We start from the raw sequence: 13,930 nt of genomic DNA on the forward strand, positions 1-13,930 counted from the left end.
AAAAAAACAGGGTGCATTGAATCATGCACCCTGTTTTGTCAAAAGCTTAAATAGCTCATTCGATGTTTAGAGAGAGCAGCCTTCGTTCAGCTCTTCATCCGTAGCGCCTTCACGGAAATTCGGGTTTTCTTTCCAGCTGTTCTTGTCGTGGATGTTTACCGAAACAGCGATGGACGGATTACGCTCACCTTCTACCATCACACAGATTTCCTTGTTCTGCAGTCTTTCCCACAGCGCTTTCCCCTTGCCTTCACGCAAAGTCAGGATATCACCCTTGTTTTCATCAGCCACCACGCCCTTGTCGTCAGCTTTGCCGTACTGGGTAATAAACCAGTTCTGGTTTACAAAGTCATCACGCTTCAGACCGCCCTGCTCCTTCACCAGATCAGTCAGCATGTCTCGCACAGCGTAGGTTTTTTCGTTGGAAGAATCCCAGATTTTGTCCTCTTTGGTGATCCAGCCATTAGGCAGCATGGTCGAGCCATAACGGTAATCATTCATAGCCAGAACGTAAGTGGCATCGGCATCAAAGGGCTTACCCGCAATTTCACGAATAATGACCCGTTGTCCATCATGACCTTCCTTACGAGGTGCTTTGGACAGGTCAACTTCGTACTGAATAGTGCCATCAAACTGATCATAGTTATAAGGCCGGACGTCAGGATTGAATGAGACAGTGATATCCCCTTCTTTCCATGCATTCAGATAGCTATATGACCACTCCATATAATCTTTCAGGTTTTTACCCTGAATTTTCACAGCCACCAGCATATTGTCGTACATATACAGATTCGAGCTGTCTTTCTTGCGATAAACCTGACCATCAAGCAGATTGGACGTGTCGGCAAACAGGGCAGCAGCAGAGACATCAACCTGAGTGTACTTAATATCGGCGTTATGGCTGAATGCTTCTTCCACCTTCTGGATCTGCACCTTGTTGACCAGGTCAACCAGAGGCATGTCAGCTACCTTGCCGTGGTGAATCGTAGTATAGAGACGAGCGCCGTCTTTATCGGTCACGTAATAGTTTTCGCCCGTTGCTTCATCAGCATAGCCGGTTGAAGAGTTGGTAAAGTTACCCTCGACATTACCGATCTTCTGTCTCGCATCCTCAACGGATTTCTCGTGAACCTTGCGAGCTTGTTCCTGAACGCCTGCATCCTCATTCACTTCATTAACGCCAAGGTTTGAGAGGGTTGTATCGACAATCTTCCAACGTCCGTCGTCGTTTTTTTCCAGCTTAATCTCAGCCTTCGCCAACGCCCAGCCCCATTTACCAGGCTCAATGACTTTTACTTTGGTGTGACGGTTAGCGTCATTGTAAACACCGGATTTTGCCTTATCTTCAACTTTTGAGGGTGCGTTTTCGGCAGTAATGTCCTTCATCGGCCCTTCAACCGGACCGCCAAACTCCATCTGCTCGATAAACTGTGCATGCTCATGACCCATGAAGATCACATCAATTTTATCAGCCAGTTCAGACGCGACCTCATAAGTCCCTGTACCCGCTTCCAGTCGGCCCAGGTGCAGTGCAGCAATGACGACATCAGGCTGGTACTTCTTTTCGGCTTCATCAATGGCGTTGCGAATGGACTCCACTTCAGCCTTGAATGCCAGGTTACGGAAGTTATCCGGGTTAGACGCCTGCCAGTTTGGCACCATCGCCGGAGTTACACCGACAAACGCCACCCTGGCACCATTGACATCAAAAATCTGGAATCCGGGCAGGAAAGGGACATTTTCATTATTGGCTGAGCACGCGTCTGAGTTCTGATCCCAGACAATGTTGGAAGAAATCACAGAGCCTTTAAAACCTGACAGGTTACGGTCCAGAAAGCTTCGCTCAAAGTCAAATTCGTGATTGCCCGGCACCCACAGGTCGTATTCCATCAAATTCATGGTCTCAACCACCGGGTGGATTGGCATATCGTTGAACAGTTCAGCAGAGTTACCCTGAACCGAATCACCCAGATCGATCATGATCATATCAGGGTTGTTAGCACGCTCTTCTTTCAGCAGGGTAGCAATTTTGGATAAACCGGCACTGCTGACTTCACGATCCAGTGCATAGTCATAAGCCCGGATACGACCATGCATATCGCCCGTGGCACCAATGGTAATGGTTTGGGCGGTCAGTTTCTGATTATTACCTTTAACAATAATTTCAGGCGCATTGTAAAGGGTTTTACACTCAGCTAAAGGTGGATGATCCTGATCCTCAGCTGACTTATCAGCAGAATTACAGCCAGCCAGTGACATCATCACTGCAGCAGATAACGCGGCAATCTTAAACGGTTTCATTCAGAACAACCTTAACTTATCTTCCATAAACAGAAGTGACCAAAAACAACAATCAGGTCATCAAATTCATAAAAAGAAAGGCTAAGGTTTTTAACTCATGAAAAGTATGCAAACTAATCGACATACTTCCCGACAAAATTACGTAAAAATACCATTCCACTGTACCGACACTATAATTCATCTTCGGCAAGTGGCTACACAGTCAACAAATAACTTAAGCACAAGGGCGATATAAAGAATCCCCCCTGATACTCAGCACCTGTCATCAAAAACGAAATTCCAGCCCGGCAAGAATATGATGGGACAACGATTCTTTCATCCAGACGCCGCCATAGCCCAGACTCATATTTAACCGTTCATTAAGAAAAGTATCGAGCCCAACTGAATAGTAAGCACCGTTCTGGTCATAATAATCGTATTTTTTCTTCTTTCCCTCTACCTCCAGATCATCGGTTTTCAAATCGGAATGCTGCCAGCCCAAAGAGAGTTTAAGCTCAAACGGTTGACTGAATTGCATCCGCTCATAAGTAAGCACCGCCCCCAGTCGTGACACCCAGCCACTGCTCTTGCCTTTTTTCACCATCTGGGTAAACCAGTTGAAATCATCACGTTGCTGATTGACGTACATCAGCTGCACTTCAGGCGTGAGCGTCAGCCCCGTCGACATGTAATTTAAATCAAAGTCATAGCCGCCACGGGCATAAATATCCCATTGTTTGCTTTTATAATCCGCCTTGTAGCTGTGAGCTTTACTGTCAATCGCATTCCAGTTATACGTCACCAGCCCTTCAGCATGCAGGAAACCATGCCGCCAGGCGATGGCGGGACCAAGACGCCAGGTTCCCGATTCAACCTCACCATTAAAATCTTTCAGGTCAGCCGTGAGTTTTTGCCAGGCACCATAAACACCTATCAACCATTCGTTGCCAACCGGGCGGAGCAGCGACATTTGCACCCCATAGCCATTTGATTTAAACCCAGCCATATCTTTAACTTTCTTCTGATCCAGAAAATGACCATAGACCTGCATCAGCCCGAACCATTCTCCATAAATAAAAGCCTTTGTCCCCTCCTTGACCGCCTGTGAATAGGTGTAAAACGTATCGTGATCAGCAGCGGCGTCTTCCTGCCCAAGGTAGTCCACAGCGTTATCAGCATCAGGCTCCTGCTGCGCCAGCCAATGGGAGGAAGGGTGATCGTAAAGCCCGACGTCAGGGTTTCCGGACAGGGCTGCCCCAGGTATCCTGCCACGCAGGATGCTGCTGGTCAGACGGGTAAAGCTGTCATAAGCATGCAGTGAAGCTTCGTGCATCATCCGGTCAGCGATGGCAGGCTGCGATAAAACAGCACTGACCTTTCTGGTACTGACCAGTTGAGATGGAGGAATTTTTTCAATAGGAAGAAAACGCCCACTCGCTATATCACCATTAACATCGATAGCCTTAAAGTAATACACATCCTGCTCAGGCGCTTTCCAGACTTTTGAGGTATCGATTTTTAAATCTAAAACATCGGTGCGGGTTTCAGTGTATTTAAAGCGGGCGGTTTTATTCTGTTGATCAAAGTTGACTTCAGGTTCATCAGCAAGCAATGCCGGTTGAATAAATCCTGATAGTCCTCCAAGGACTGTTAATTTCACAGGCAAAGAAAATAACGCTCTGGATTTCACGACAACTCCCGAATACTTTTATTTGTGAACAGCATTGGTGAACAGCCATCTGCAAAGCAACTGCTACACCCCATGCAAAGGTAGTTGAAGAAAAACTAATTTGAGAAAAAGTAGCCGAAGGTTTCTCATTCCGATAGTCAGAATTTAAGAATGGTAGCAATAAGAAATGTCCGGGCTTTTGGCTTTTGGCGATCCATACAACCATCAAGTATTAACCAATAGCTAACAGCTAACAGCGACATATTCTAAGTCTTCATTATAATGGGAATGCGTTTTCGTCCCCAGTTACCGGGAGCCTGTTCAAACACACCGGCAACAGGTGTTCCGCACTGCTGGCAGGCACCCTGGTGAATATGCCAGGCTCCCAGTTCATACCAGTCGCGCTCAATCAGCAGGGTTCCGCACTGATGGCACCAGGTACTACCGCCCTCACGGTCATGGACATTACCGGTATAGACGTATTTCAACCCATAGGACAGGGCAATGTCTCTGGCTCGGGAGAGTGTGCTGCCCGGTGTGTGGGCGTGATCCATCATTTTCCAGTCAGGGTGAAAAGCTGTGAAATGAAGCGGAATACCTGTTCCCAGATTATCCACAAGCCAGGAAGACATGGCATGTAGCTCGTTATCCGAATCATTTTCCCCTGGAATCAGCAACGTTGTAATCTCAAACCAGACACTGGTCTCCTGCTTCAGATAAACCAGTGTTTCCAGAACCGGTTGCAGAGACCCGCCACAGATTTTTTTATAAAACGATTCAGTGAAAGCTTTCAGGTCAATATTCGCCGCATCAATATATCGGTAAAACTGTTCGCGGGGCTGTTCACAGATATACCCGGCACTGACCGCCACCGATTTAATGTCCAGTTCATGACCGGCCTGAGCAACGTCTATCGCATACTCCATAAAAATGACCGGATCGTTATAGGTAAATGCCATACTGCGACATCCGGACTGTAGTGCAGCCTGGGCAAGAGACTCAGGCATAGCCTGATCAGCCAGTGTATCCATCTCTCTTGATTTGCTCATATCCCAGTTCTGGCAGAACTTACAGGCAAGATTGCAGCCGGCAGTCCCAAAAGAAAGTACTGGCGTTCCAGGCAGGAAATGATTTAACGGTTTTTTTTCAATCGGGTCGATACAAAAGCCACTGGAACGGCCATAGCTGGTCAATACAATCTGATCATTATGACGGGCTCTGACAAAACAAAGCCCCTGCTGCCCTTCTCTCAATTTGCAGGCCCGGGGGCAAACATCACATTGAATACGACTATCGTCCAGTAAGTGCCACCACTGAGTTGGCCAGTACTCAGGGGGATGCCGGATAGTATTCTGACTCATAGTCCCCCTCCCTATTTATTCAACGGTGTCCAAATTATGTACATACTCCCATTGCACGCTATTGTCAAAACATCATTCTGAAAAAGCACTATACTGGCACCATTTGATCCAGCTCAACGGTTAGCCGACTTCCTGAAAAATGACTCGAGCCTTGTTTTAAAACAGGGATAATCTTTTTTCATGTACTGAAAATCAAACAGCCCATTCTGTTAAAGAAATGCAAAAACGCTGGCTATAATTATAAAGCTTACTTCTCCGGGGGATGACTCAATGACTGTTCGCGAACCTGCCGTTGCCGGAACCTTCTATCCTGATGACCCAGCCATACTTCAGAAAGTCGTTTCGAATATGCTTCATGAAGCTGAGCTGCGTGACCTTTCTCCCAAGGCATTGATTGTTCCCCATGCAGGTTATATTTATTCCGGTCCGGTGGCAGCCAGTGCATACCAGTTGCTGGAACCTTTCCGTAACAACATTCGCCGGGTGGTGCTGCTGGGGCCTTCGCATCAGGTAGCCTTTGAAGGTCTGGCACTACCCGATGCCGATCATTTCATAACACCGCTGGGAAGCATTCATCTGGACAAGCCTGCCATGACAGCACTCAGCCGGTTCAGCCAGGTGCAGACGCTTCCCCTGGCCCACTCCAGGGAACACAGCCTTGAAGTGCAACTCCCGTTCTTGCAATCCTGCCTTGAAGATTTCAGCCTGGTTCCTCTGGTGGTTGGTCAGGCTTCAGCCCTGTCGGTGGCAGAAGTCATTGATTTTCTGTGGGGTAAGGAAGACACCCTGATCGTCATCAGTTCTGATCTCAGCCATTACCATGACTACGAAGAAGCCCAGCGTCGGGATGATCTGACAGTAAAAGCCATAGAACATTTAACCACTGATCTGACAGGAGGTCAGGCTTGCGGCTGCTGCCCCATCAATGGCATGCTGAAAGCAGCCCAGAGGCGGGGGATGGAAGTACAGACTCTGGATGTTCGCAACTCCGGTGACACCGCCGGTGATAAAAAACGGGTTGTGGGTTATGGCGCCTTTGCCATTCAGTGATGGAACTTCAGGGATTCACCGCGATGGAACTGAGCTTACCTCAACAAAAAGAACTGCTCCGCATTGCCAGAAAAACCATAGCCGACAGCTGTCGACAAGGGTTGCCTCCGGGAACGTCGGAAGGAAATTTTCCTCCGACCTTTTATGAACACCGGGCAACCTTTGTAACACTGCTGAAACAGGGCGACCTGCGCGGCTGTATTGGATCATTGCAGATCAGACGCCCGCTTATAGAAGACATTATCTATAACGCCTTTGCAGCAGCATTCCGGGATACGCGGTTTCACCCGGTGTCCCAGGCAGAACTCACCGAGATAGACGTCGAAATATCAATACTTAGCCCTCTATCAGAAATGAGTGTCAGCTCTGAGGGCGACTTGCTGAAACAGCTTATTCCCGGTCAGGACGGGCTGGTGATTGAAAATGCGGACTACCTGGCCACCTTTTTGCCGCAGGTCTGGGAAGAGCTTCCTACTGCGAAACAGTTTTTACAGCACTTAAAACAGAAAGCGGGCATGCCGCTGGACTTCTGGCCCGATGATATAAAGTGTTCCCGTTATTCATGCCTTAAATTTAAAGAGCAGTAGCACCTTTGAAAACATCCAGAGCCAAAACAAAAACGCCGCTTTGCCCATTGGGAAAAGCGGCGTTTTCAGGTGGAGCTAAAGTTATACCACTTCAAACAGGAAATGGTTTTTCTTACCCAGCTTAACCAGGAAGAAACGACCAAACAGGGCGTTATCTTTCGCAAAGCATTCAGCCAGGTTCATGTTGTCAGCGGCACCACGGGCTTTACCGTTAAAGAATACCGCATTATTGCCCAGAGCATCTTTTACCTGTTTGCCTGATTTCACCATACCCACTTCAGCAAACAACTGAGTCATCGCCTGACCTTCCAGCTCGTCCAGCTGGATGGTTGCACTTGGCAGGCCATCCTGCTTCAGCTGTTCCAGATCGGTTTCAGACAGATTAGAGATATCACCAGAGAACAGGGATTCCGTTATGCGCCCTGCAGCCTGCAGACCTTCTTCGCCATGTACCAGGCGAGTCACTTCACGAGCCAGAATGCGCTGAGCTTCAGGACGCCCTGCACGCTCTTCATCAGCCTTTCTGATACCATCGATCTCTTCCTGACTCAGGAAGGTGAAGAAGCTCATAAAGCGGTATACGTCAGCGTCCGCAGTGTTCATCCAGAACTGGTAAAACGCATACTGAGACGTTTTAGAAGAATCCAGCCATACGGCTCCACCTTCCGTCTTACCAAACTTGGTACCATCAGACTTGGTAATCAGAGGTACGGTCAGACCAAATGTACGAGCCTGATTCATACGACGGGACAGGTCGATACCGCCAACGATATTACCCCACTGGTCACTGCCGCCTACCTGCAGAGTGCAGTCGTAACGCTTGTTCAGCTCGGCAAAGTCCATTCCCTGCAGCAGAGCGTAGGAAAACTCAGTAAAGGAGATACCAGCCCCTTCACGGTTCAGACGCTGCTGAACAGACTCCTTGTTAATCATGGCATTGACAGAAAAGTGTTTGCCAATATCACGCAGGAAGTCCAGCGCAGTCATCTCACCGGTCCAGTCCAGGTTATTGACGACCATTGCAGAGTTTTCACCACAATCAAAGTCAATAAACTGACTGACCTGACCTTTGATTTTGTCAACCCAGCCAGCAACAACGTCTGGCGTATTCAGCTGACGTTCGGCAGCCTTGAAACTTGGATCACCAATCAAACCTGTTGCACCGCCTACAAGGGCAATAGGCTTATGACCAGCCATCTGAAAGCGCTTCAGTACCAGCAGAGGCACCAGATGGCCCAGATGCAGACTGTCTGCCGTCGGATCAAAGCCACAATAAAGAATCCGAGGCTGTTCGCTCAGATGAGCGTCCAGTTCCTCGACGGCAGTGGTCTGCGCGATGAGCTGGCGGGCCTGCAGATCTTTCAGCAGTGGGTTTTGATTCTCAGACATTTACTGTTTCCTGCACATGCGGGTCTTGATAAAAAATTGGATCGCACAAAATACATGAAAAACCGCTCAAGAACAAAGCCGTATAGTATTTTTCCATACAAAAAGGGTTCAGAAGACAACCCGTTGGGCTTCTGAAAACAAGCACCAAGACTGAAAATGTAGCCTTCGCTGGCCTTTTTTCAAATCGCTTCTAGCTATATATCAACCCATCAGGTAGCTTTTAACGTTATAATTTACTTATATTGCAATAAAATCACTCATGTTACGGATCAAAAGTTAGAGATCAAAATGACAAAGGTTGTTTTAACAGGTGCAACCCGTCTTCGCCGTCAAAACGGTCGCCTGCCCCACTTCCCCAGACGACACCTGATGCTGGTTACAGGTGTAATGATTATTGTGTTCTTATTAATTGGTTTAGTGCCGTCTACAGACGTTGAAGCCAATAAAACCCGTATCCCAGTGAAAATTGATGGGGTTAAGCCCGGCTCTCTCAAAAACGAGTCGCTAAAAGAAGAGTCACCCGGAAAAGAGCTGCTTGAGATAACACAGCCAGCTCAGCCAATGCTTCCAGGAATACCCAAAGCTGACTCAGAGGCTATACGCCGTGCCAAACAAGACGCTGACAGAAAAGCCCGGGAACTGGCGACACTGGGCAGGTGGAAAAGTCTGGTGGTCGAAAGCGGCGATAATCTTTCCAGCCTGTTTGCCAAGCAGGGTTTAGGGGCCAGGGTCGTCTATGACATCAGCAAAACCCCTGACTATGGAAGACTACTCGCAGATATCCGCCCCGGACAAACCCTGAAATTCAGAATCAATTCAAAGAACGAGTTAACCCAGTTCCGCTATGTCCGGGATCGCCTGAATCATCTCCTGTTCCAGAAGACAGATAACGGCTATGTTGCTGAAAAAATCGTATTTAAGCCACAAGTTCGAACTGCCTATGTGGAAGGAAAAATCAACGACTCACTGTTTCTTGCCAGCCAGAAAGCAGGACTGACAGACCGGCTCACCATGGAGCTGGCAGGAATCTTTGGCTGGGACATCGACTTTGCCCTGGATATTCGTGAAGGCGACCACTTTAATGTCGTCTATGAAGAGCGCTACCTTGACGATGAAAAACTGGGCAATGGCAACATCCTTTCTGCCACCTTTGTCAATAAAGGCAAAAGCTATACAGCCATTCGTTACACCGACAGTAAAGGCAGTAGCCGTTATTACACACCAGATGGCAAAAGCATGAGAAAAGCCTTCTTGCGTACCCCTGTTGAATTCACCCGCATTAGTTCCCGGTTCAATCCAAATCGTCTGCACCCTATTTACAAAATCAAACGCCCTCACCGGGGGGTTGACTATGCTGCCCCAACCGGTACACCGATAAAAGCAGCGGGCGATGGCAGAATACAGTTTTCAGGCTGGCAGAACGGTTTCGGCAACGTAGTATTTATTAAACATCCCAATAACATTGTCACCGTTTATGCCCACCAGAGTCGGCTGAATAAACGCTTCAAAAAAGGCTCCAGAGTGAACCAGGGTGACATTATCGGTTATGTTGGCTCCACTGGCTGGGCTACAGGGCCTCATCTTCATTATGAATTCCGTGTCAATGGAGAACACAGAAACCCTGTAACCGTAAAATTACCTGACGCCAAACCCGTTCCAAAAACTGAAATGGCTCGTTTTAAACAACACAAGGCCAGTATCCTGGCGCAGCTGAAACAGCATCAGAAGGCTTATAAGGGAACAATGCTTGCCTCTCAGTAATGCTCCAGATCTCTTAACAGGCTTTCCTATTATGAAACCATTATTTATAGGTTTGATGTCCGGCACCAGCCTTGATGCTGTGGATGCGGTACTGGTGGAATTTGATGGTTTATCCTGCCGGATGCTGGCAGCACTTTCTCACCCGCTGCCAGAACGATTGAAGCAAACATTGGTTGAACTCACCCTTCCGGGTGATAACGAAATCGAAAAGCTTGCTGAAGCCGAGCCAGCGTTTGCCCGGGAGTGTGCTGAAGCCGTCCAGTCCCTTCTTGAAGCCAGCCAGCAGACGCCGAAAAATATTGCCGCCATAGGCAGTCATGGTCAAACCATCAGGCACAGGCCGGAGAAAGGTTACACACTGCAAATTGGCGACCCCAGCCTGATCGCAGAATTGACCAATACAACGGTCGTCGCAGACTTCCGTCGCCGTGATATTGCGGCAGGCGGCCAGGGCGCACCGTTGGTTCCGGCTTTTCACCAGTCAGTTTTTCGCCGGCCTGGTGAACGCAGTGTTATCGTCAATATTGGCGGCATGGCTAACCTGACCATTCTGGATGAACAGCCGGTCAGGGGGTTTGATACGGGCCCTGGAAATATCCTGATGGATCAGTGGTGTCAGCGTCATACGGGACAGCCCTTTGACTACAACGGAAAATGGGCTGATTCTGCCAGCTTTGACCAGCCACTGCTGGAGCATCTGTGCGAAGAAGCCTTTTTTCACCAGCTGCCGCCAAAAAGTACGGGGCGGGAATTGTTTAATATGGAATGGCTGGCTAGCAGACTTGAGCGGTTTACTCACCTTTCACCTGAACAGGTTCAGTCCACATTGTGCCAGCTGACAGCAAACACCATTGCCCACGACATCAGGCACTTCGCTCCTGATTCCCAGACTGTTTACCTGTGCGGCGGCGGCGCCCACAATCAGGCTCTGGGCGAACGTTTACGACAACAGTTGCCTGATCATTCCATATCAACAACAGAAGTCCTGGGCATTCACCCCGACTGGGTAGAAGCGGTTGCTTTTGCCTGGCTTGCCCGACAGACGCTTCAAGGCATACCCGGAAACCTGCCGGAAGTAACCGGTGCTGCTGGTCCGAGAATACTGGGTGCCATCTATCCGGCTTGAAACATTTTTTTAAACAAATATACAGTCTGCCCCACCGTGATGCAGCTATCTGCTGATTGTCTATCCTAAGAATTTGTGCTGGGGGTTACAGAAATGAAAAACAGCTTTATTGCTAACTCAGTGAATAGAACGGTCCAAGGTTTGCTGGGCGAACACAACACATTGGGTACATCATTCAACCTTTATAGTCAGAAACGTTTTTCTCTGGATCAGGTGCATGAAAAAATACAAACGCATGCCGCTTATCCCCGCTTGAAAAGTGCATCTATTTTTTTATACGCGGCCCGACATCACTCTATGATGAGCAATCACAATGATTATGAGGCAGGGCGCAGATTGTATGATCATTGCATGACACCTTACGCTGATAACGGAATAGCTGCCAATGCCCATGAGTGTGCGGCGCTTGTTATTTATTCAGCACTGAGTAGCACAAGTCTGGTTCAGGTTAATCGTGCAATTGTCTTAGGCTCGGGGGACAACCCTTCCAGAAAGATCCTTCATGAGTTTGCCATCATTGGTGAAGTGACAGGCAATGCAACCTGCGTAACGATGCCCATGGATAGAATAGCTGTTTTTTTAAGAAAAAAACTACTGTCCCGATCAGAAACTCCCTGGGCGGTTGATGCTGCTTTCAATGTTGTTTGTCCATTAAAGGTTTATATTAATTGTCTTGGTCAGGCTATTTCTAATGTTGCCACGGCAGAAAAAAGTGGGCAGGCTAAAGGCTACAAAAAACAGCCTCCGCTCCTGATAGGTCCGGAAGTCTCACCAACGGCTTTCTATGCCATGGTTTCTGATGGCGATTTACTGGCTGTCGAAGTGACTCAGGGGTCAGAGCGTCTTAACATTTCCGAGAATGAAGGAAATCTGAACCTCAATGATTTTTTTTAACGTTAGTTCGAACTTTGAATCAGGGTGTGATGCAACTGATGCACGAACCCTTTTACTTGTGATGGCAGCGCCGGCGTACCGGATCAGGCGGGTAACAGGCTGCAAGCAGTTCAAAAGGCTTTGAACTGCTCAGCAACAGATGCGCAACTTAAATGGAAAAAGAGGAGCCACAGCCGCAGGTGGACTTTGCGTTTGGATTTCTTACCAGAAAGCGGGAACCCTGAAGTCCGCTCTCATAATCCACTTCAGCACCTACAAGATATTGATAGCTCAGGGAGTCCACGACCATTTCAGCGCCTTTTTTACACACCAGGGTGTCGTCATCAGCCAGTTTATCGTCAAAGGTAAAACCATACTGAAAACCGGAGCATCCACCACCGGTGACATACACCCGAAGACGTTGAGATTTATTCTCTTCATCTTCCATCAGCTCATTGACCTTGCTGGCAGCATTGTCTGTGAAAATAATTGGATCCGGAACAACCGTTTCAACTACTGCGCTCATTCATCCTCCCGTGTTACCCGCAACGACGTGTAACCCGTTAATACCACTTTACAGGCATTATCCAAGTAACCCAGCGTTTCAGTCAACTATTTGATTCTGTTGTTATTCCCTGAAATACAGGTAATTACCCATGTTCAACAACCGTACCTGCGGTAGCTTTCGCAATCAATGGCTTGATATCAGCCTTGCCATTGGGGTGAGGCTCAAGGCTACCGTTGACCTGCGAACCTTTGAACATCTCAATAATATTGTAATAGACATTGCCACTATGCCACTGCCCGATAATGTCAGGTGCCTTATTTTTGCCCCACATTGGCTGCCAGCTCCTCGTGCCAGTCGAATAATTCTTCCAGGCTTCGAGCCCCGCCACTGCGAATAATGACACTGACGGTGATGCTTTCAGGCTTGAAGTCTTCGGGAAGCTCGAATTCCAGAAGGCCACGATCATCAGGGAAAGACTGAAAATATCGAAAGCCCAGTGTCGGATTATCCCCTACACCGGCCAGTTCAAGCAAAGACAAACTGGTGGGCTGCCCCCCCTGCTCACCCTTTACGCTGGCCCTCAGGGTGCCTTTTAGAAAATTGTTGCTTCGCGACACCTGAGAAACCACCATACGCATCTGATAGCGATTAGGTTTATTACCGGGTATCAGATCGAAGGCATTCAGCCGGACACCCTCGTTCAGGTCTTCAGGGGCTATGACGCTCTGGTAAAATGCCATGGTTTTTGATATCTCAGCCTTTTCCTGCTCCAGCTCACGAACCTGAACCCTGACATTCTCAGCCGCCTGCCGGTCAATCCGGCTGGAGCGTTCAAGCATTGCCACCCGGGATGCCAGTTTTTCATTCTGGTTCTCAAGGCGGGTTACATCTGTCGCCAGCTGCCTGTTTTCCTGCTTCAACCCTTCATTCTCGTCAATCACCCGACTGGCACCAAACCAATAGGCAAAAACACCAAAGCTGATAAACAGAGCCACCAGCAATAGTTGCAGCCGTCGTTCCCGGGCAGGGTCGTGGCGAACAACTCTCATGCCTCCAGCGGAATTCATAGAGTCTTGATCTTGGTCGGGGTTAAAAGCCATTGGCAGAAATCCAAATCATGCAACCAGAAATCAAAATGACTGATTTGCTGCAGTTTGCGAGGGAATACTTCCAGAAGTGGAATAGTAGTACAAAATAGCCACGGAACTATACACAAGCAAAACACCAGAAGCCAACATCGCTTCATTATTGAGCGCTCCCATTCCCTGCATGAAAAATAGACGCTATCAACTTCGCTGGCTAGCCCTGAGTCTTATCGTTACCATC

12 protein-coding genes are annotated in these 13,930 nt (G+C 48.3%); 5 read left to right on the plus strand and 7 right to left on the minus strand.

The window, feature by feature from the left end; genetic code table 11:
• Positions 1-66: 66 nt before the first annotated feature.
• The 3 genes from NX722_RS16960 to amrS form a co-directional block, all read right to left on the minus strand.
• The gene (locus tag NX722_RS16960) at positions 67-2,301 is read right to left on the minus strand and encodes a bifunctional metallophosphatase/5'-nucleotidase (RefSeq protein ID WP_262564011.1); all 2,235 of its coding nucleotides are present in this window, start codon (positions 2,299-2,301) and stop codon (positions 67-69) included.
• Between the two features lie 265 nt (positions 2,302-2,566).
• The gene (locus NX722_RS16965) at positions 2,567-3,970 is read right to left on the minus strand and encodes an autotransporter outer membrane beta-barrel domain-containing protein (protein ID WP_262564012.1); all 1,404 of its coding nucleotides are present in this window, start codon (positions 3,968-3,970) and stop codon (positions 2,567-2,569) included.
• Between the two features lie 245 nt (positions 3,971-4,215).
• Positions 4,216-5,310 carry an AmmeMemoRadiSam system radical SAM enzyme gene (gene amrS, locus NX722_RS16970; RefSeq protein WP_262564013.1) on the minus strand — a complete coding sequence of 365 codons (1,095 nt, stop codon included), beginning with the start codon at positions 5,308-5,310 and terminating at the stop codon, positions 4,216-4,218.
• A gap of 270 nt (positions 5,311-5,580) precedes the next feature.
• Here amrS and amrB point away from each other — a divergent pair, with 270 nt between their 5' ends.
• Together amrB and amrA are read left to right on the plus strand one after the other, a co-directional pair.
• Positions 5,581-6,360: an AmmeMemoRadiSam system protein B gene (gene amrB, locus NX722_RS16975; protein WP_262564014.1), complete on the plus strand. Its 780-nt coding sequence runs from the start codon at positions 5,581-5,583 to the stop codon at positions 6,358-6,360.
• 23 nt (positions 6,361-6,383) lie between these two features.
• Positions 6,384-6,947 carry an AmmeMemoRadiSam system protein A gene (gene amrA, locus NX722_RS16980; RefSeq protein ID WP_262564015.1) on the plus strand — a complete coding sequence of 188 codons (564 nt, stop codon included), beginning with the start codon at positions 6,384-6,386 and terminating at the stop codon, positions 6,945-6,947.
• An 81-nt stretch (positions 6,948-7,028) separates the two neighbouring features.
• Here amrA and tyrS read toward each other — a convergent pair whose 3' ends face one another.
• Positions 7,029-8,336 (minus strand): tyrosine--tRNA ligase, encoded by a 1,308-nt coding sequence (tyrS, locus tag NX722_RS16985; RefSeq protein WP_262564016.1) that lies wholly within the window; start codon positions 8,334-8,336, stop codon positions 7,029-7,031.
• Between the two features lie 288 nt (positions 8,337-8,624).
• On the opposite strand from tyrS, the gene NX722_RS16990 reads away from it, so the two are divergent.
• The 3 genes from NX722_RS16990 (at position 8,625) to NX722_RS17000 (ending at position 12,117) form a co-directional block, all read left to right on the plus strand.
• Positions 8,625-10,097, plus strand: a complete 1,473-nt coding sequence (locus NX722_RS16990) for an OapA family protein (protein ID WP_262564017.1) — start codon at positions 8,625-8,627, stop codon at positions 10,095-10,097.
• 31 nt (positions 10,098-10,128) lie between these two features.
• Complete coding sequence (locus NX722_RS16995; RefSeq protein ID WP_262564018.1) at positions 10,129-11,223, plus strand: anhydro-N-acetylmuramic acid kinase; 1,095 nt, start codon at positions 10,129-10,131, stop codon at positions 11,221-11,223.
• 93 nt (positions 11,224-11,316) lie between these two features.
• Positions 11,317-12,117, plus strand: a complete 801-nt coding sequence (locus NX722_RS17000; protein WP_262564019.1) for a hypothetical protein — start codon at positions 11,317-11,319, stop codon at positions 12,115-12,117.
• 148 nt (positions 12,118-12,265) lie between these two features.
• Here NX722_RS17000 and erpA read toward each other — a convergent pair whose 3' ends face one another.
• The 3 genes from erpA to NX722_RS17015 form a co-directional block, all read right to left on the minus strand.
• Positions 12,266-12,622: an iron-sulfur cluster insertion protein ErpA gene (gene erpA / locus NX722_RS17005; RefSeq protein ID WP_262564020.1), complete on the minus strand. Its 357-nt coding sequence runs from the start codon at positions 12,620-12,622 to the stop codon at positions 12,266-12,268.
• A 124-nt stretch (positions 12,623-12,746) separates the two neighbouring features.
• The gene (locus tag NX722_RS17010; RefSeq protein ID WP_262564021.1) at positions 12,747-12,935 is read right to left on the minus strand and encodes a hypothetical protein; all 189 of its coding nucleotides are present in this window, start codon (positions 12,933-12,935) and stop codon (positions 12,747-12,749) included.
• Positions 12,919-13,653 carry a DUF6776 family protein gene (locus tag NX722_RS17015; RefSeq protein WP_265442366.1) on the minus strand — a complete coding sequence of 245 codons (735 nt, stop codon included), beginning with the start codon at positions 13,651-13,653 and terminating at the stop codon, positions 12,919-12,921. Before NX722_RS17015 ends, NX722_RS17010 begins: the two co-directional genes overlap by 17 nt.
• Between the last annotated feature and the right edge of the window lie 277 nt (positions 13,654-13,930).

The sequence above is a fragment of the Endozoicomonas gorgoniicola genome, from assembly GCF_025562715.2.
GTDB lineage: Bacteria > Pseudomonadota > Gammaproteobacteria > Pseudomonadales > Endozoicomonadaceae > Endozoicomonas_A > Endozoicomonas_A gorgoniicola.